Raw genomic sequence first — 17,472 nt, forward strand, 5'->3', positions numbered from 1 at the left:
CAGATCTAAACCTCTTCACACTGTAGCAAAACCTGTGACTCTGCCAACATTGGCAATCCTGGCAAAGTATCTAGTGTGCGAACGAAATTAGGCTACACTGCCCCCATGAGCAACTCAGAACTCGTCCTGCCAGCAGATCTCCTCCCTTCCGACGGCCGTTTTGGCTGCGGGCCTTCCAAGGTCCGCCCAGCCCAAATTGAGGCAATCACCGCCGGTGCCGACACCATCATTGGTACCTCGCACCGCAAGCCAGCCGTCAAGAACCTCGTCGGCTCCATTCGCGAGGGGCTCTCTGAGCTATTTTCCCTACCAGAGGGCTATGAAATTGTTCTCTCCCTTGGCGGCGCTACCGCTTTCTGGGACGCAGCAACCTTCGGACTGATCGAGAAAAAATCCGCCCACCTGAGCTTCGGTGAATTCTCCTCTAAATTTGCTAAAGCCGCTGCCGCTGCCCCGTGGCTCGACACCCCGCTCGTCACCGAAGCCGAGGTCGGCACCGCCCCAGATCCGAAGGCAGCAGCCGCCGAAGGCGCAGACATCATCGCGTGGGCCCACAATGAAACCTCCACGGGTGCGATGGTCCCAGTGACCCGCCCCAATCCGGATAACGCAGAGCAGCTTGTTGTCGTCGACGCCACCTCTGGTGCCGGCGGTCTGCCGGTCAACATGGCTGATGCCGATGTCTATTACTTCTCCCCGCAGAAGTGCTTTGCTTCCGACGGTGGTTTGTGGCTGGCAGCAATGTCCCCGGCAGCCCTCGAACGCATTGAGAAGATCAACTCCTCCGATCGCTTCATCCCGGCCTTCCTCAACCTGCAGACTGCAGTGGACAACTCCCGCAAGAACCAGACCTATAACACCCCGGCTGTAGCCACGCTGCTCATGCTGGAGGAACAGGTCAAGTGGATGAACACCAACGGCGGCCTCGACGGGATGGTCAAGCGCACCACGGAGAACTCTTCCATCCTCTACGACTGGGCAGAGGCCCGCCCGGAGGCCACCCCCTTCGTGGCCGAGCCTTCAGCGCGTTCCCTGGTGGTCGGCACCATTGACTTCGAAGATTCAGTCGACGCCGCTGCGGTCGCCGCAACGCTGCGCGCCAACGGCATTCTCGACGTCGAGCCCTACCGCAAGCTCGGCCGCAACCAGCTGCGCGTGGGCCTGTTCCCGGCGATTGACTCGGCGGACGTCACCAAGCTCACCAAGGCTATCGATTACGTCCTAGACAACCGCTAAGTTTCACTCCTTTTAGTTACGTCACACAACATGCCCCGCTCTCTTGCCAGAGTTCGGGGCATGTTCTGGGTAAAGTGGACTTCATCACATGTCCGCTACCAGGCTAAGGAGCGCCATCATGCGCGAGATTTTCCTCGCACCCAGCGACTCAACTGACACCTCGCTCGTCCTCCGGGCTGAGGATGGTGAGGAATTCTTCCTCGAAGTCACCGACGAGCTTCGCGAGCTTTTCGCTCCCGCCGACTCCGCCGAATCTGAATCCGAGACCGCGGCGGAAGACTCGGCCGCCCAGGATGAGGGCGACGCCACCACAGCAACCGAAGATTCCACCACCGCGCCTGCACAGGCTGAGCGCTCCACCGGTTTGCGCACCGTCATGCCCGCCTCTGGCGGCTCACCTTCCTCCCCACAGAGCCAGCCCGCACCGCAGGCACAAGAAATCCGCCTACGGCCCAATGAGATTCAGTCCCGCATCCGCGCCGGCGCAACTGCCGCGGAGATCGCCGAGGAACTCGGCGTTCCGGAATCCCGCATCGAGCCTTTCGCGCACCCAGTGCTCTTGGAGCGGGCGCGCATCGCGGACGTCGCCAAGCAGGCACACCCCATCCGCGAAGATGGCCCGGCCAAGCTCACCCTGTGGGAGATTCTGGCCACTGCCTTCGCCGCCCGCGGACACTCGCTGTCGGAGGCCACGTGGGATGCCTACCGCCACCAGGGCGAGCCGTGGATCCTGCGCATCACCTGGAAGACTGGGCTATCCGCCAACGAGGCAGAGTGGACCTTCAAGCAGACCATGTCCTCGCCGGCCACGGTGGAGGCACGCAACTCTGTGGCGGCAGACCTGACGGACCCGGACTTCGTCCAGCCGGTGCGTTCGCTAACCTCCGTGGGCCGCGGCGAGCGCTATGACGAAGCCATCGACGGACGCGACTACGCCGAAGAGCGGGAGGTCAACGAGGACGCGCGCGCTGGTACTCCCGGCGTGACGGAACTGTCTTCCTACACCGGCGGCGACAACGCCGGTAACCGAGAAGACGCCGACGGTTACGCCGAGCCTTCCGTGCTCCCCTCCCCGCACGGCGGAGAGCACCCGGCCGAAACCGCAAGCGCTGAGGACTCAGCTCCCGCTGGCGAGGAGTCCGCACCGCAGTCCGAGGAGAAGGAGACGGGAGTGGACGAGGACTTCCTCCAGAACCCGGATCCGGAACCCAAACCCACCAAGCGCCGCCGTAAGGCCGTCACCCCGCACTGGGAGGATGTGTTGCTCGGCGTCCGCTCCTCTACCAAGCGCCCCCGCAATTAGCGAGTAGCCTGCCGTGGATACCCAAAGCGCCGTTCTCACTCTCTGGTACGTCACCGCCGCCGATCCCGCCGAAGTTCTTCGCGGCGAGCCCAAGGCCGACCGCGGCTTCGGCCGCAAGTTCCTTGCTCAACTCAATCCCTCTCTACCCGTCACGCCCATCGGTCAATTCCCCCTCAACCGTTCCGCCGAGCCCGGCGCGAGCGAGTTCTATGTGGGTGGCTATCCGGGTGTGACCGTCGTGCAGACCATCATCCACGATGATCAGCTGATTCTCTCGCAACTCTCCCGCACCCTGCGCGAGGCCGTGCCCGCCACGGAAATTTACGCTTTTGCTTCCAATGCGGAGACCGGCTACGCCGGGTTTGCGCACTGGACGGGCAGCCGCTTGCGGCGCTCCCTGTGCGGAACGCGCTTTAACCTCTACGAGGATCATGGCCTGCCTGAAACCTTCGAGGCCCCTTTCTGGGCCGGGGAGATGGATGAGCCTGCGGGTGGTATCTCCCTGCCCTTCGAGCCACTCACCATCACCGAGGCGGCCCAGGAATTCTGGCTGGGCATTGAGGTGGGCGAAGACGGGCCGGACGTGGACGTCGTGGGCTACGCCACCGACGGCCGCCCTGAGCCCAAGGTCGATACTCCCCCACCCCGCCGAAGCGTAGCCGAGGTGGCCACTACCTCGGTAGCGAAGCTGGGACTTAACGATTATGACGACTACGAGGAGCACGACCTCGAACCGGAATCCACTGGTGAAGAGATCATCCGTACCGCCAAGCACTTAGGCGGGCTGGTGCGCCGCTATGCGGTGTCGACCTCGCGGAGCCTCTGGGAGCGCTGGCGCTCGTAGAAGGCGATGGCTGCCGACGTCGCCACATTAAGGGAATCCGTGCCCTCCGCCATAGGAATGCGGGCGCGCACGTCGGTAGCGCGCATGGCATGCTCAGTCAGACCCGGCCCCTCCGCACCAACCAGCAGAGCCACCTTGTCTGCGCCTGCTAGGGCATCGGCAATATGCACCGCGTCTGGATGAGGGGTCAGCGACACCAGCCGGAAGCCCTTTTCACGCAGCTGCTCTAGACCCCGCTGCCAGGTGGTAAAACCACCGTCGAAGCGCGCCCAGGGCAAGCGCAGAACGTGCCCCATGGACACACGCACCGAGCGGCGGTAGAGCGGATCCGCCGCACCAGAGCCTAAGAGGATGCCATCGACATCCATGCCTGCAGCGTTGCGGAAGAGCGATCCGATATTTTCGTGGTCGCCTACGCCTTCCATGATGGCCAGGGTGCGCGCGCCCTCAACGACCTCGTCCACGGTCCAGGCTTCCGCGCGGTCGGCTGCGGCAACCAGCCCACGGTGCATATCAAAGCCTGTTACTTCCCCCAGAGTCTGGCGGGTTACTTGGTAAACGGGGATATCGCCAACATCGTGGTGTTCCAGGAACGTATCCAACTTCCCCTCAAAACCAATGATGCAGCGCACCGGGAAGCGAGAGGCGAGCAGGCGCTCCACGCACAGTGGGCCCTCACCAAAGACGAAACCCTCGCCGGACTTATCCGCATGCTTGAGATCGCGGATATCGTCCAGGCGAGGGTCTGTGGGGTCATCAATGACAAAACGCATGGCCCTAGTCTAAGCGCCGGGCCAAGCGTTCATCCCAGGCGGGCTATCCCAACAGCGAGCTAATGGGATCCATAGCGAAGTAGACCACGAAGAGAGCAGCCACGAGCCACATGATCCAATGCACCTTCTTAGCCTTCCCGGCGAAGGTCGCCATCAGTGCATAAGCGATGAAGCCCACGCCAATACCGTTGGCGATGGAGTAGGTGAACGGCATAACCACGATGGTGAGGAAGGCCGGGATGGCCTCCTCCATGCGGTTCCACTCGATGTCCTTGAGCTGGGCTGCCATCATCACACCGACGATAACGAGTACGGGGGCTGCGGCCTCAATGGGCACAATCTCGTAGAGCGGGGTGAGGAACATCGCCAGCAGGAAGATGATACCGGTGACAACGTTAGCCAGGCCGGTGCGGGCACCGTCACCGATACCAGCCGCTGAGTCCGCGAACACGGTGTTGGAGGACACCGAACCGGCACCACCAGCAACGGCACCAAAGCCTTCCACCACCAGGGCCGTCTTCATCTCCGGAAGGTTGCCCTTCTCGTCCACAAGGTTGGCCTGCTTGCCCAAGCCGTTCATGGTGCCCATGGCATCGAAGAAGTTGGTGAGCAGCAGGGTGAAAATGAGCAAGACGGTGGAGACCACACCCAGCTTGGTGAAGGCGCTAATCGGATCCACCTGGCCCACAATCGACAGGTCCGGCAGACCGCCCAGGGAGCTAGGTACCTCCGGGGTGGCCATGCCCCAGTCCTCGGAACCAGTCAGTGCCTGGATGATCATGGCGATGATGGTGGTAATGACGATACCGATGAACAGTCCGCCACGAACCTGGCGGATGACGAAGAAGCTGCACAGAACCAGGCCCACGACGAAGACGAAGGCCGGCCACGTAGCGATCGAGCCGTTGACTCCCAGGCTCACCGGAACAGTGGTCATTGCAGCATCCGGAACGCGGGTGACGAAGTGGCCGTCCACGAAACCGATGAGCGCGATGAACATGCCGATACCCACGCCCATCGCGGCCTTCATGGAGGCGGGGATGGCGTCGAAGACCGCCTGGCGGAAACCGGAGATGGCCAGCAGAACAATGATGAGGCCTTCAATGACGACGAGGCCCATGGCCTCGCGCCATTCCAAGCCGTTGAGGGAAACCATGGTCACGGCCACAAAGGTGTTCATGCCCAGGCCCGCGGCCATGGCGAACGGGTAGCGCGCAATCATGCCGAAGGCAATGGTCATAACACCGGCCACCAGCGCGGTAGCGGCAGCAACCTGCGGGATGCCCAGGGTGGTTCCGGCCGAGTCGGCAGAGGTACCCAGGATGAGAGGGTTGAGGAGGATTATGTAGGCCATCGCAAAGAACGAGACCACGCCGGCGCGGACCTCGGTTCCCACGGTGGATCCGCGTTCGGAAATCTTGAAATAGCGATCGATAGCTGCGTTCATCGTGAGAGAGCGCCCCTTCTATCTAGAGAAATGAAGTTTTACCTGCTAAGGGTGCTCCATCGAGGCCCTAAAACGCAAAACCCGCACGCCGCATTGCTGCTGCGCGCGGGAAGGAAACCTCACTCTTTAATAGATAGGTCTCTCATCATCGAAGGGCCTCTCCTGCTTCGATCCCTCCTCACGGACGGTGGTGCCGGAATGCGCGCCGCACCCGTAGGTGGCGTGCACCACTTTTCCATCCGCGGAGTATTCATTGGCACAGACGCCATAATTAGGCAGCAGCTCGAGATAGAAAGCGCAGGTTTTGCACTGTAACTGGGCCTGGGATGCCATATCCGAATTCGGCCCGTACTTCTTGCGCCAGCGCTCTTTGGCCTCCGTGAGGCCAACCTGAGAGAGCTTCCCTTCGTCCAGCCTGTCGTCATCGGGAGCGGGCGGCATGAGGTCGCCAGGACCAAGGTCGCCTGGGCGCAGGCGCTCGGAATAAGGAACCCACTCCGGCGCTTGAAGGGCCTGGCCGCCCGGTACAAGCGCGACCTCATTGACGGTCGGGGTGCGCGAGCCTTCCGCGCAGGCAACGACGGCGTGCCATTCCCACCCCGGATAGCCCGGTACGTGCGCATCAAAACGATGGGTGGCCACGTTGCGGCCCACTCCGGCAACGCCACGGTGCTTGCCGACGTCCCCCTCACCCACCTCCTCCACAGCTCGGCGCGCCAGGTTGACGGCGGTCGAATCGAGAAGCGGGGAATGCATCTTTTTCTTGCGAGTCACTCTCCCATTATTAATCACGTACCGCGCCATAGTGCACAATGACAGTCATGCCTCTCCTCCACACCGACCGCGCCCTCCGCGCGTTTGCTACCGTCCTCTCCGCTGCCACACTGCTCGCACCCTTAACGTCATGCTCTTCTCAAGCCGCACACGAGGATGTTTCTTCGTCTACGGCGGGTGGGACGTCGCCAAGCGCGAGCTCCCCAGAGCACCTCGGCGTCACTGTTCTCGACACCGCACCCCTGCCTCCCGATACCTTCACCCAAGGCTTGGAGGTCGACCCCGCTGGCAACCTTCTGGTAGGCACTGGGCTGAACGGCAAGTCTCGATTACTGCGCCTCACGCCGGGGACGCACACCCCGTCGGAAGAAACCACACTCGAGAGTTCATTCTTCGGCGAGGGCATCACTCAGACCGACGCCGGCATCTGGCAGCTAACGTGGAAATCCGGTACAGCTTTCCTGCGAGATCCCGAGACCTTCAACGAGCTCGACCGTGCCACCTACGACGGCGAGGGCTGGGGCCTGTGCAACGCGGGTTCCGAGCTCATCATGTCCGACGGCTCCGCCGAGCTGCGCCACCTCGATCCGAAGACCTTCGAGGAGCTCGCCCCACGCACCGAGGTCACCCTCGACGGCTCCCCCGTGGACAACCTCAATGAACTTGAGTGCGTCGATGGCGCAGTCTATGCCAATGTCTGGATGAGCGAGGATATCCTGCACATCGACCCGGAATCTGGCGTGGTCACTGCGGTCATTGATACCGCGAACCTCAACCACGTTCCCTCTGCAGATCCCAACGCGGTCCTCAACGGCATTGCCCATATCCCGAGCACAGACGAGTTCTGGATCACCGGCAAGCTATGGAATGAGCTGTACCGGGTGCGCTTCGAGTAGGATTTTCAGCCATGGCTACCGTGAAGCAAGCAAGGAAGAAATCGCTGCTGCAGTTTCTGGCGCTCATCATCGCTGTGGCAGTCATCGTCGTGGCGGTGGTGATGTTCCAAAAGTGGTGGAATGACCGCCCGGGTCCCGACCCGAAAGACGTCACCATCACTGCCACGGTAGGTGATGAGACACTGGAGGTCGCGCCCTATATCGTCTGCGAGCCCGGCACCGACTGCGAAGAAGGCGACGTACCTAACCTGACGGTGGGTCCCGATGACACCTTGAAATTGGAGATCCCCGAGGCCATCTCCAACCATGAGTGGTCGGTGCTTTCGATTTACGATGACCCGGCCGCCAATGACAGCACCGCTCACGGCGCCAACGAAACCACCTCGCTGGAGATCCCCGGCTCCGTGCCGCCGATTGAGGCCTCCACCGGCGAGCGCCCCCAGCTAAAGGTGGTGGAGATTTCCACGCTCATGATTGGCCGCGATGCCAACGGCGAAGAGACCCCAATGCACACGGTGTGGTCCCTGTCCACCATGACGGATGAGGAGCTCAAGGAGTCCAAGGCCACGGGCGAAGCTCCAGCTGAGAAGTAGCAGCGCTGCGGCGCGCGCTGCCCCACGCGCCTGCACAAACGAGAAAGTGCCCTAGTTGCCAAACTTCGGACTGATCATTGAAAAATCAGCCCAACTTTTGGCAACTAGGGCACTTTTGGCAATAAGGGTTTAGACCCTTTTGTAGGTTTAGACCTAAGCCTCTAGGCGCTTAGCTATCCAAGTCCTTGGCAATAGCGCGCAGAATCTCAGCCACCTGACGGCCGGTCTTGCGCTCTGGGTAGCGCCCCTGGCTCAGCACAGGTTGCACCTGGGTTTCGAGCAGCGTCATGACGTCGGAAAGCATGCTCGACAACTCTTCCGGCTTGCGGGCCGGGGTGCGTCGGCGCGGAGCATCCAGCACCTTCACGCGCAGCGCCTGCGGGCCGCGGCGGCCAGCAGCGAAGTCAAAGTCGATGCGCTGGCCTGGGAACAGCTCATCAACGCCCTTGGGCAGCACATTGCGGCCAACGTAGACGTCTTCATCGCCGGGGTTGCTGACAAAGCCGAAGCCCTTGTCAGCGTCATACCACTTCACTTTGCCGATAGGCATGGTTCTTCACTCACTTTCTTTCCGTCTCTCCTCTTTCAAAGCTTAGGCGCTACCAAGTATCAGACCTATAGGCTCCGGAATTCTGGAACGAGGAAGCGCGGCGAAGCGTGATCAGAATTCAAGCGGCCGCGCGGAGAAACTATCCGTGGAACTTATAAAGAGATATAGCTTAACCCTGGTCCACCCCATCAGAAAACCCCACGCTAGATATCACCCCAGCAACCACACCCGTTACATATGTGATATAGCTAACATTCGCGGCGCGAACAGGGGAAACATAAGAGAATCGATACTTTCGTTACCGTTTTAGAGCATTTAACGTGACTGTTTCGTTATAAACCGCTACTCTTTCCCACAGGCACTTCGGCCGCCGGCCGTGGAAGTCTCGCCCCAGACACAGTCCGGGCTTCCACACGGCGGCCATACATGATGTGCATGAACATGAACATCAATTGCAAAACTACATGCCGGACTGGGCATCATCTGGGCGCGAGAAAGCAAGAACAACCTAGAGAAGGAATACTTTAATGGGACGCCACTCCGCTAAGAACAAGTCCATCGCAACCAAGTTTGCTGCCTCCACCGTTGCCGTGGGCGCCGCCGCAGCCATCATGGCTCCGAACGCCGCCGCTGCACCGGATTCCGATTGGGACCGCCTCGCGCAGTGCGAGTCCGGCGGCAACTGGGCCATCAACACCGGCAACGGTTACCACGGCGGCCTGCAGTTCAACGCTCAGACCTGGCAGGCCTACGGCGGCGGCGAGTTCGCTCCGACCGCTAACCTGGCAACCCGCGAGCAGCAGATCGTTGTTGCTGAGCGCACCCTGGCACAGCAGGGTTGGGGCGCATGGCCGGCTTGCTCCGCAAGCCTGGGCCTGAACTCCGCCCCGACCCCGCGTGATGCAAGCGCAGCCGCAGCCCCGGCCGAGGAGAAGACCGCTCCGGAGGCTCCGGCTGACGCCCCGCAGGCCGTTCAGGAGGCCGCTGAGGAGCCCACCGATGAGCTGGCTTCCGACGCCCTCTACTCCCTCATCCAGGACACCGCCACCCAGTACGGCCTGACGATCCCGGCATCCTTCACCGAGCAGTACAAGGCAAACCGCCACGACTTCAACGCCTTCTACTCCGCCAACCGCCACGTCATCGACCCGCTGGCACAGGTTCTGGCTGCACGCTAAGCAGCGCGCAGCGCCGTGCAAGCACGGCACATCGAGGCAAAACTCTAACTACATAAAAAGAGACTGGATGGTGTCCTCCATCCAGTCTCTTTTGGTTTTGCTTAAACCTTTTCCTCAACGGCAACGTCTTCCTTAGCGCGCGACCTATCGAAGGCCAGCAACACTAGACCGACAACGATCCACAGCCCCAGTGCCCACCACGCATGGACGGCACCATTGCCATCAAAGAAGGACAGTGAACGGAGCAAGTGGCCCGTCGCGCCGATGGGCATCCACTGCCCCAGCGTCGAGCACCCGGCAGGAAGCAGCCATGGTCCCGTCGCCAGACCCGACAGCGGGTTCGCCAGGAAGATGGTCGCCACAGCACCGATTCCGATGCCCGCGGCCCCCATCACTCCCGCGAGGCCGGCGGTTACCGCAGAAGTCGCAAGGATACCCGCTGCGATGGCCATCCACTCGGCAGCGAAGCTGCCACCGAGGGTTCCATAAACCGAGTGCAGCATCCACGTAGCAATAAGCGCACCCACCAGCGCGATACCAACGAGCACTCCCATCTTGATCCACTTCTTACCACGGAATGCAAAGGTGGCAATGACAGCGGAAATAATGCCACCAAAAGCTAGCGGAAGGCCAAGCAATGCAATGCCGCTTGCCTGCGGGTCCTCCTTCGTCGTCGGTGCCAGCTCCCGCTTCTCCACGGTCATCCCCTGAGCCTCGAGCTGGCTCGCAAGACCGTCAACCATCGCAACGTAGGGAGCACCATTTCCCGCGGCCGTGAAAGCATTCGCGCCCTGAGGAGAGATAGCGAGGCCGCCAACAGCCTCACGCTGTAGCACCGCGTCTCGCACCTCCGCCTCGCCGTGCTTCACGACGATCTCCGGGGCCTCATCCCCAGCCGCGCTCTCAATCTTCTGCGAGATGCCATCGAGCATGGGCTCCGGTACAGAGACCGCAATCGGCACTCCGGCTGGCCCGGATGCAAAGGTGGGCGCCAAGAATGCCCACAGCATGAGACCGATAACGATGGGGATCCCCACGATGGCAGCTATCGATTTCACAGCAACCGATGGCTGCTTTCTTTCCCGACTTTTCACCGCTGACATTACATAGCCTCCAAACGGAACAGGATGTTTCACTTACAAAGTGGAGCATAGTGTTCCGTTTGATATGATGCAAGCCGTGAGACAAGATGCAGCAGAAAACAAGCAAGCCATCGTCGCAGCAGCCAGGCAGCTGCTCATCACCGAGGGACCGGGCGTATCCATGCGCTCAATCGCCAAGAAAGCTGGCGTGGGCGTCGCCACGGTCTCACGCCACTTCCCCGAGCGGCTCTCCCTCATCGTTGCCATCACCAGCGCGGAGGTAGCACACATCAAAGAAGAGGTGGACAGCCACCTACAAGGTTTCGACGAGGATCCCGAAGGCACCTGGCGCGATATTATTCATCGGATCGCCAGCCTTAACTTCGCCGCGGTTGTTCAAGCAGCGGCAGCCGAGGTGAATACTGCCTCATTCTCAGACGATGACGTGCAGGAGATCGCTGCCCAGCGCAAAGCTGAACTGAAGTCGATCTACCAACCGATTATCGAACCCGCGCGACAAGCAGGTCTCTGCCCCGAGTCCCTCACCCCGCTCGAACTTCACATCGGCATCGGTCTCATCACCCGCCCGCTGCCCAGAACACCAGTGAGCGCCGACTACCTATCAGGTATACAAGCCCAGCTCATCGATACGCTGCTCGACGGCCTTAAAGCCCAAGCCCGTGCCAACTAGTTGAGGCGCAAGTACATTACAAACACGTATAGCCCCACCGAGGAGAACATTCTCGGAGGGGCTGAAAGCGAGCCGCCAAGGCTCGGCACATCTGCTCAGTGAAGCGCAGATTTCTGCGCGCCTACTTAGCGGTTGATGCGGGTGTACGGGTGAACGTAGTTGAGCTTTTCTGCCGGCATCGGCAAAATCAGGTCGTCACCGTACGGGCTGGAAGCACCAGCAAAAGGTGCAGTAAGTTCAGTAATAGCGTGCTCGCGGGGGCTGTTCTTCGGCCAAGCCGGGGATACGAAGCCTTTGTTCTCATTCGACATGCTTCTTATTATTCCAAACCCCGCGGCAAAAAGTAACTTATTCACTTAACGAGGGCCCCATACCTCCCCCGCCTACTAACTACTAAGCTTGATCGCCATTATGACCACCCCCTCCAACCGCGCCCGCGTCACCGAGAGCTACCGCGAATGGCTCAGCCGCTTACCCGACGAGGACCTGCGCGCCCTACTGAGTAACCGCAGCGATGTCCTCTCCCCCGCACCGAAGGACTTCGACGCGCTGGCTTCCCGCCTGACACTTCCGATGCACGTCGCGGATGCCTTGGCAGCGAGCAACGCCGAGCAACTAGCTGTCTTGGAGGACATCGCCCACCGCGGCGGCGAGGTCGACATGGTGGAGGACACCAACCCCACAATCACGAAGCAGCTCAAGGAGCGCGGTCTCGTCTTTGGTGACGCCCCACAGGTGCGCATCGTCACCGCCGTCATGGGCTCGCTTCCCACCGGCTGGTCGCTGCGCAACCAAGTCGAGTTCGATGAAAAGGACTTAGTCACACTTGCTCCCGAAGAGCGCCGAGTCCTCGATGCCTTAAGCGCTAGCGACGGCATGGGCTATACCACCGACACAGAGCCGGATATCAACTCCGAGGATCCCGCCAAGCGCCTGCTGGCCAGAGGTTTTCTAGAGCGCATCAACGCACACTCGGTGCGCCTGCCGCACTCGCTTGCCCGCCTGCTGGCTGGCGATACCACCCCGCCCATTCCCACCACTCCCTCGGGGCGCGCCGGCACCCCGGAGCCGGATGCCAAGGCGGACGACGCCGGTGCCGCAGCTGGCCTCGAGGCCGTGCGCGGCATGGAGAGGCTCATCGAGTTGCTCGGAAGCCATCCGGTAGCACTACTGAAGGATTCCTCGGTCGGTGTTCGCCCCCTCAACCAGTTGGCGAAGGACCTAGATCTGGAGAAGGAGGAGGTCGCGCGGCTCATCTGCTTGGGCCACCACGCCCGGCTTCTCCACCGCGGCGAGCCGGATGGCCTGGAAGGGCATTTCCTCGCCCCCACCACCGGCTCACAGGACTGGCTCGAGGCCGACCTTGGGGAGAAGTGGCGCATTCTTCTCGACGCCTGGCGTACCTCCCCCTGGGCCACGTGGAGCGATACTCGGGTGCTCGCAGACGACAGCTTTGTGCGCCGCCTCCCGCGCTTCCGTAGCTTCGTCCTCGGCGTCTACGCTCACTCCGCAGTCGCACTGAACACCGAAGAGTTTTGGGAGGACCTGCGGTTTCGCTCCCCACTCTTTGCCAGCCACACGCGCACGCTGACCATTGAGCAGCTACGCGCCGAAGCCGAATGGATCGGCGCCATTGCGCTGGGCAAGGCCACCCGCGTGCTGGCTGAGTCCGCCGCGGCCGCCAGCCTCGTCCCCAATACCGTCAGCGAATTCATCATCCAGCAGGACCTCACCGTCCTCGTGCCCGGCCCCCTTGAGCCGGCCACGCACCGCACCCTCGCATCCCTGGCGGACCTCGAATCCCCAGGCCTAGCCAGCGTATACCGCATCAGCGAGGCCACCATTCGCCGCGGCATGGACCAGGGGCTCACCGCGCAGGAAATGATCGACTTCTTGGAAGCACACTCGCCGTCGGGCGTGCCGCAGGCGTTGAGCTTTGCCATCGGGGACGTCGCCAAGCGCCATGGCACCCTCCGCAGTGGACCTGCACTGTCCTATTTGCGCAGTGAGGATCCCGCGCTGCTGGAGCTCGCAGTTGCCTCAGTCCCCGGCCTGCGCCTGCTCGCGCCTACCGTGGCGGTATCTCAGCTGCGCGTGGGCGAGCTGCTGGAGAAGCTGCGCACTAAGGGGCTCTCCCCCACTGCGGAGGATGAATCCGGCGCCTCCCTGGCCGTCGCGCCCGAGCCTTACCTTTTGCCCACGCCCCGCACAAAGCCCCGCAAGCGCGAGCCCGCCTCGGTGGATGAAGCCGTGCAGGCCCTGCGGCAATCAGCACAGAACCCGAGCGCGCAGAAGGAAGAGGAGCCAGATCCCCTCACGCTCGCCCGTGCCGCCGCGCGCTTCCACGCCGATATCGTGATCTCCTATGCCGATAAAAGCGGCGAGCTGCGCACCGTGACTGTGAAGCCACTGTCGGTGGAAGGCGGCTACATTGATGCCCTAGGCGCAGCGGGCAAACCCGTGCGCTTCCCGGTTCACCGCATTTCCTCCGTCCGCTTCGCCGACAGGGATTAAGTCCTTCCCTGACGCCCAGAGTAGAAAGGCCCCAGATATGCCCGGACCACTCATCGTCCAATCGGACAAGACCGTCCTCCTCGAGGTGGATCACCCGCAGGCCGACGAGGCTCGCGCAGCGCTCGCACCTTTTGCTGAGCTGGAGCGCGCGCCCGAGCACATCCACACCTATCGCATCACCCCACTGGCACTGTGGAATGCCCGCGCCGCCGGGCACGATGCCGAGCAAGTCGTCGACGTTCTGGAGAACTACTCCCGCTTCCCGGTGCCGCAGGCGCTGCTGATCGACGTCGCCGAGACCATGTCGCGCTACGGCCGCGTGCGCCTCCTGGCACATCCGGCCCACGGTCTCATCCTCGAATCGGACGAGCCTGTCATCCTGGAGGAGCTCACGCGCACCAAGAAGGTCAGCGAACTTCTGGGCCCGCGCATTGATGACAACACCATCGCCGTCCCACCTTCCGCGCGCGGGCGGCTCAAACAGGAGCTGCTCAAGGCCAGCTGGCCCGCCGATGACCGCGCCGGCTACGTCGATGGCGAATCCCACCCCATCGCACTGAGCACGGAGGAGGTGGACTGGAGCTTACGCGATTATCAGCAGTATGCCGCCGATTCTTTCTGGTCTGGTGGCTCCGGCATCGTGGTCCTGCCCTGTGGCGCGGGCAAAACCATCGTGGGTGCTGCCGCCATGGCCAAAGCACAGGCCACCACGCTCATCCTGGTGACCAACACCGTGGCCGGGCGCCAATGGCGCGATGAACTACTGCGCCGCACCAGCCTCACCCCGGAGGAAATTGGTGAATACTCGGGTGAGAAGAAAGAGATCAAGCCCATCACCATCGCCACCTACCAAGTGGTCACCCGCAAGACCAAGGGCGAATACCGGGCACTCGAACTCTTCGATTCCCATGACTGGGGACTTATTATCTACGACGAAGTCCACCTTCTGCCTGCCCCGGTCTTCCGCATGACCTCCGACCTGCAATCGCGCCGCCGCTTGGGGCTGACCGCCACCCTCATCCGCGAAGACGGCGGCGAGGGCGATGTCTTTTCGCTCATCGGGCCCAAACGCTATGACGCGCCATGGAAGGAGCTGGAATCCGCCGGCTATATCGCTACCGCGGACTGCGTCGAGGTGCGCGTAGACATGACGCAGGAGGAGCGCCTACTCTATGCCACCGCACAAGCGCGGGAGCGCTACCGGATTGCGGCGTCGGCAAGCGCGAAGCTGCGGGCCGTCGACAAGCTGCTGAAGAAACATGAAGGTCAGCAGGCGCTGATCATCGGCGCTTACGTGGACCAGCTGGAGGAGCTCGGTGAGCACCTAGACGCGCCGGTTATCGACGGCAAGACCTCCACCGCCAAGCGCGAAAAACTCTTCCAACAATTCCGCGAGGGCGAGCTTCTCACCCTGGTGGTATCCAAGGTGGCGAACTTCTCCATCGACCTTCCCGAGGCTGCCTTGGCCATCCAGGTCTCCGGTACCTTCGGCTCCCGGCAGGAAGAAGCCCAACGCTTGGGCCGCCTGCTGCGCCCGAAGAAGGAGGGGCAGGAGGCTACCTTCTACACTCTGGTGGCGCGCGAATCCATCGATGCGGAATATGCCATGCACCGCCAGCGCTTTTTGGCCGAGCAAGGTTATGCCTACCGGCTGGTGGACGAAGTAGACTTGTGAGCTGATGAAGATTTTCAAGTTTGAAGTCAACGAAGACTTTGCCAAGAAGAACAATGAGCTCCTGCGTGATTCCGCGCGCCTGCGCAACTCCGGACTCATCATGGGCCTCTTATTTATCATCGGCGGCATTGCCGTCTACTTCGGCATGGAGGCCGTCTGGCGCATCACGCTAGCGCTGGGCATGGTGCTCTTCGGAATCTTTTGCGCCGTCATCGGCGTCTTGGCCTCAAGCAAGGTCGGCTCGGCTCAGAAACTCTATGATTCCTATCCGTTAGCCCCCGCCGTCGTCGCAGAGGTCAACGAGCGCGACATGGTCCTCATGGCGCTGGTGAATACCAACGTGGACCCGAAGGCTCCGCCGCGCTGGGGCGCCTGCCTGCGCACGGTCACCAATATCCCGGGCATTAAGCGCACCGTGGGAACCAAGGTTCCGGTGGCCGCGGTCTCCGGCCAGCGCAGCAGCGACGACAAGGAACATTGGCAGCAGATCACCCCCATGCCGATTGCCTGGGGCACCCCAGATGCGGAGACCGTGACGATTGCCCGCAAGTCCATTCCGGAAGATCAGTGGCAGCGCCTTGAGCGCGCCCGCAAGCGTCTAACCGATGTAAAAGCTACGAAATACGATCTACTGGTGCTCTAAATGACTGTTGAGAGACTACAAGAATTTGGCGAAACCATCTTCGCCACCATGACCGCTCTCGCCGTGGAGAATGACGCGGTGAACCTAGGCCAGGGTTTCCCCGATAGCGACGGCCCACAGCGTATGCTGGAGATTGCCCAGGAGAACATCGCCGGCGGCAACAACCAATACGCTCCCCTGCGCGGGGTTCCGGACCTTGTCAGCGCCATCGCGGAGACCTACTCCGTACCGCAGGATCACGTCGTGGTCACCGCGGGCGCTACCGAAGCCATCACAGCCACGGTGCTGGGCCTCGTGGAGCCCGGCCACGAGGTCATCGTCCTCGAGCCCTACTACGATGCCTATGCCGCTGCCATCGCGCTTGCCGACGCCACCCGCATCCCCGTCCCCTTGAAGGAATCCGGCAATAGCTGGGATATCGACGTCGATGCGGTGCGTGCCGCCGTAACCGATAAAACCGCCATGGTCATCATCAACACCCCGCACAACCCGACCGGCTCGGTCTTTTCCCGCGAAGCACTCACCGAGCTCGCCAAACTCTGCGTGGAAAGGGACCTGCTGGTTCTCGCCGATGAGGTCTATGAAAACCTCACCTTCGGCACCGACCACGTCAGCATCGCTTCCCTGCCGGGGATGGCCTCCCGCACCGTCACCGTGTCATCTGCCGCCAAATCCTTCAACTGCACCGGGTGGAAGACCGGTTGGGCCATTGCGGATCCTAAGCTTCTCGACGGCGTCATCAAAGCCAAGCAATTCACCACCTTCGTCTCCACCACGCCCTTCCAGCCGGCCGTGGCCCATGCCCTGCGTTATGAACAAGAATGGCTAGACGGCATGGTGGCTGAACTTGCAGAGTGCCGCAGCATCCTAGTGGAAGGTCTCAAGCAGCTGGGATTCCATGTACATGACACCGGCGGCACTTACTATGTGGTTGCCGATGTCTCCTCTACCGGTTTAAGCGGCATTGATTTCTGCATGCAGCTGCCCGAAACGAAGGGCGTGGCTGCCATCCCGCTGGCCGCCTTCACGGACAATCCCGAGCCGTGGAAGTACAAGGTGCGCTTTGCTTTCTGCAAGCGCCCTGAGGTCATCCGGGAGGCAGTCTGCCGCCTCACTGCATGATCATCCTCCCTGCGTTAAACGTAGAGTCTTTCCTTTGTCCTTGTAGAGTTACCCTCGGCCCGCTGTAGCGGTGGTGAGGTTACCCTCGTTTAGTGGACACCCTATTTGTACGGATCTTGTGTCCGTAAGAGAGGATGTTCATTGTGAGTCA

General features: G+C 61.7%; 17 protein-coding genes. 11 read left to right on the forward strand and 6 right to left on the reverse strand.

Features of this window, described 5'->3' with window-relative positions; genetic code table 11:
• Positions 1-105 precede the first annotated feature (105 nt).
• From serC to QP363_RS11740, 3 genes are all read left to right on the forward strand, one after another.
• Positions 106-1,236, forward strand: a complete 1,131-nt coding sequence (gene serC, locus QP363_RS11730; RefSeq protein ID WP_070645859.1) for a phosphoserine transaminase — start codon at positions 106-108, stop codon at positions 1,234-1,236.
• A 118-nt stretch (positions 1,237-1,354) separates the two neighbouring features.
• The gene (sepH, locus tag QP363_RS11735) at positions 1,355-2,539 is read left to right on the forward strand and encodes a septation protein SepH (protein ID WP_070447326.1); all 1,185 of its coding nucleotides are present in this window, start codon (positions 1,355-1,357) and stop codon (positions 2,537-2,539) included.
• 13 nt (positions 2,540-2,552) lie between these two features.
• Complete coding sequence (locus tag QP363_RS11740; protein ID WP_070447329.1) at positions 2,553-3,383, forward strand: hypothetical protein; 831 nt, start codon at positions 2,553-2,555, stop codon at positions 3,381-3,383.
• Here QP363_RS11740 and QP363_RS11745 read toward each other — a convergent pair.
• From QP363_RS11745 to QP363_RS11755, 3 genes are all read right to left on the reverse strand, one after another.
• On the reverse strand, positions 3,335-4,156 hold the full coding sequence (locus QP363_RS11745; protein ID WP_049154150.1) for an RNA methyltransferase: 822 nt from the start codon (positions 4,154-4,156) through the stop codon (positions 3,335-3,337). The genes QP363_RS11740 and QP363_RS11745 overlap by 49 nt on opposite strands.
• A gap of 43 nt (positions 4,157-4,199) precedes the next feature.
• A complete protein-coding gene (locus QP363_RS11750; protein WP_070645855.1) occupies positions 4,200-5,603 on the reverse strand; it encodes an NCS2 family permease in 1,404 nt (467 codons plus the stop codon).
• Between the two features lie 126 nt (positions 5,604-5,729).
• Entirely contained in the window at positions 5,730-6,407 is a 678-nt protein-coding gene (locus QP363_RS11755) for a DUF3027 domain-containing protein (RefSeq protein WP_144657394.1), read from the reverse strand.
• 17 nt (positions 6,408-6,424) lie between these two features.
• On the opposite strand from QP363_RS11755, the gene QP363_RS11760 reads away from it, so the two are divergent.
• Both QP363_RS11760 and QP363_RS11765 read left to right on the forward strand, forming a co-directional pair.
• Positions 6,425-7,273: a glutaminyl-peptide cyclotransferase gene (locus QP363_RS11760; RefSeq protein WP_284764661.1), complete on the forward strand. Its 849-nt coding sequence runs from the start codon at positions 6,425-6,427 to the stop codon at positions 7,271-7,273.
• An 11-nt stretch (positions 7,274-7,284) separates the two neighbouring features.
• Positions 7,285-7,866: a DUF2771 domain-containing protein gene (locus QP363_RS11765; protein WP_284764662.1), complete on the forward strand. Its 582-nt coding sequence runs from the start codon at positions 7,285-7,287 to the stop codon at positions 7,864-7,866.
• A 169-nt stretch (positions 7,867-8,035) separates the two neighbouring features.
• Here the strand turns inward: QP363_RS11765 and QP363_RS11770 are convergent, their stop codons facing one another.
• Positions 8,036-8,416 carry a cold-shock protein gene (locus tag QP363_RS11770; protein ID WP_158396438.1) on the reverse strand — a complete coding sequence of 127 codons (381 nt, stop codon included), beginning with the start codon at positions 8,414-8,416 and terminating at the stop codon, positions 8,036-8,038.
• Between the two features lie 527 nt (positions 8,417-8,943).
• Here QP363_RS11770 and QP363_RS11775 point away from each other — a divergent pair.
• On the forward strand, positions 8,944-9,594 hold the full coding sequence (locus tag QP363_RS11775; protein ID WP_070523053.1) for a resuscitation-promoting factor Rpf1 domain-containing protein: 651 nt from the start codon (positions 8,944-8,946) through the stop codon (positions 9,592-9,594).
• Between the two features lie 101 nt (positions 9,595-9,695).
• On the opposite strand, the gene QP363_RS11780 is transcribed toward QP363_RS11775, so the two are convergent.
• Complete coding sequence (locus QP363_RS11780; RefSeq protein WP_284764663.1) at positions 9,696-10,652, reverse strand: ABC transporter permease; 957 nt, start codon at positions 10,650-10,652, stop codon at positions 9,696-9,698.
• Positions 10,653-10,764: 112 nt separating this feature from the next.
• Here QP363_RS11780 and QP363_RS11785 point away from each other — a divergent pair, with 112 nt between their 5' ends.
• The gene (locus tag QP363_RS11785; protein WP_246819104.1) at positions 10,765-11,367 is read left to right on the forward strand and encodes a TetR/AcrR family transcriptional regulator; all 603 of its coding nucleotides are present in this window, start codon (positions 10,765-10,767) and stop codon (positions 11,365-11,367) included.
• Positions 11,368-11,492: 125 nt separating this feature from the next.
• Here the strand turns inward: QP363_RS11785 and QP363_RS11790 are convergent, their stop codons facing one another.
• Positions 11,493-11,678 (reverse strand): hypothetical protein, encoded by a 186-nt coding sequence (locus QP363_RS11790; protein WP_010187772.1) that lies wholly within the window; start codon positions 11,676-11,678, stop codon positions 11,493-11,495.
• Positions 11,679-11,778: 100 nt separating this feature from the next.
• On the opposite strand from QP363_RS11790, the gene QP363_RS11795 reads away from it, so the two are divergent.
• From QP363_RS11795 to QP363_RS11810, 4 genes are read left to right on the forward strand one after another with little or no spacing between them, the layout of a single operon-like run.
• The gene (locus QP363_RS11795) at positions 11,779-13,881 is read left to right on the forward strand and encodes a helicase-associated domain-containing protein (RefSeq protein WP_284764664.1); all 2,103 of its coding nucleotides are present in this window, start codon (positions 11,779-11,781) and stop codon (positions 13,879-13,881) included.
• Positions 13,882-13,918: 37 nt separating this feature from the next.
• On the forward strand, positions 13,919-15,556 hold the full coding sequence (locus QP363_RS11800; RefSeq protein ID WP_284764665.1) for a DNA repair helicase XPB: 1,638 nt from the start codon (positions 13,919-13,921) through the stop codon (positions 15,554-15,556).
• Positions 15,557-15,560: 4 nt separating this feature from the next.
• The gene (locus tag QP363_RS11805; RefSeq protein WP_201828560.1) at positions 15,561-16,199 is read left to right on the forward strand and encodes a DUF3239 domain-containing protein; all 639 of its coding nucleotides are present in this window, start codon (positions 15,561-15,563) and stop codon (positions 16,197-16,199) included.
• Entirely contained in the window at positions 16,200-17,321 is a 1,122-nt protein-coding gene (locus QP363_RS11810) for an aminotransferase class I/II-fold pyridoxal phosphate-dependent enzyme (RefSeq protein WP_284764666.1), read from the forward strand.
• The last annotated feature ends 151 nt before the right edge of the window (positions 17,322-17,472 follow it).

This window comes from Corynebacterium sp. UMB6689 (assembly GCF_030215295.1).
GTDB lineage: Bacteria > Actinomycetota > Actinomycetes > Mycobacteriales > Mycobacteriaceae > Corynebacterium > Corynebacterium aurimucosum.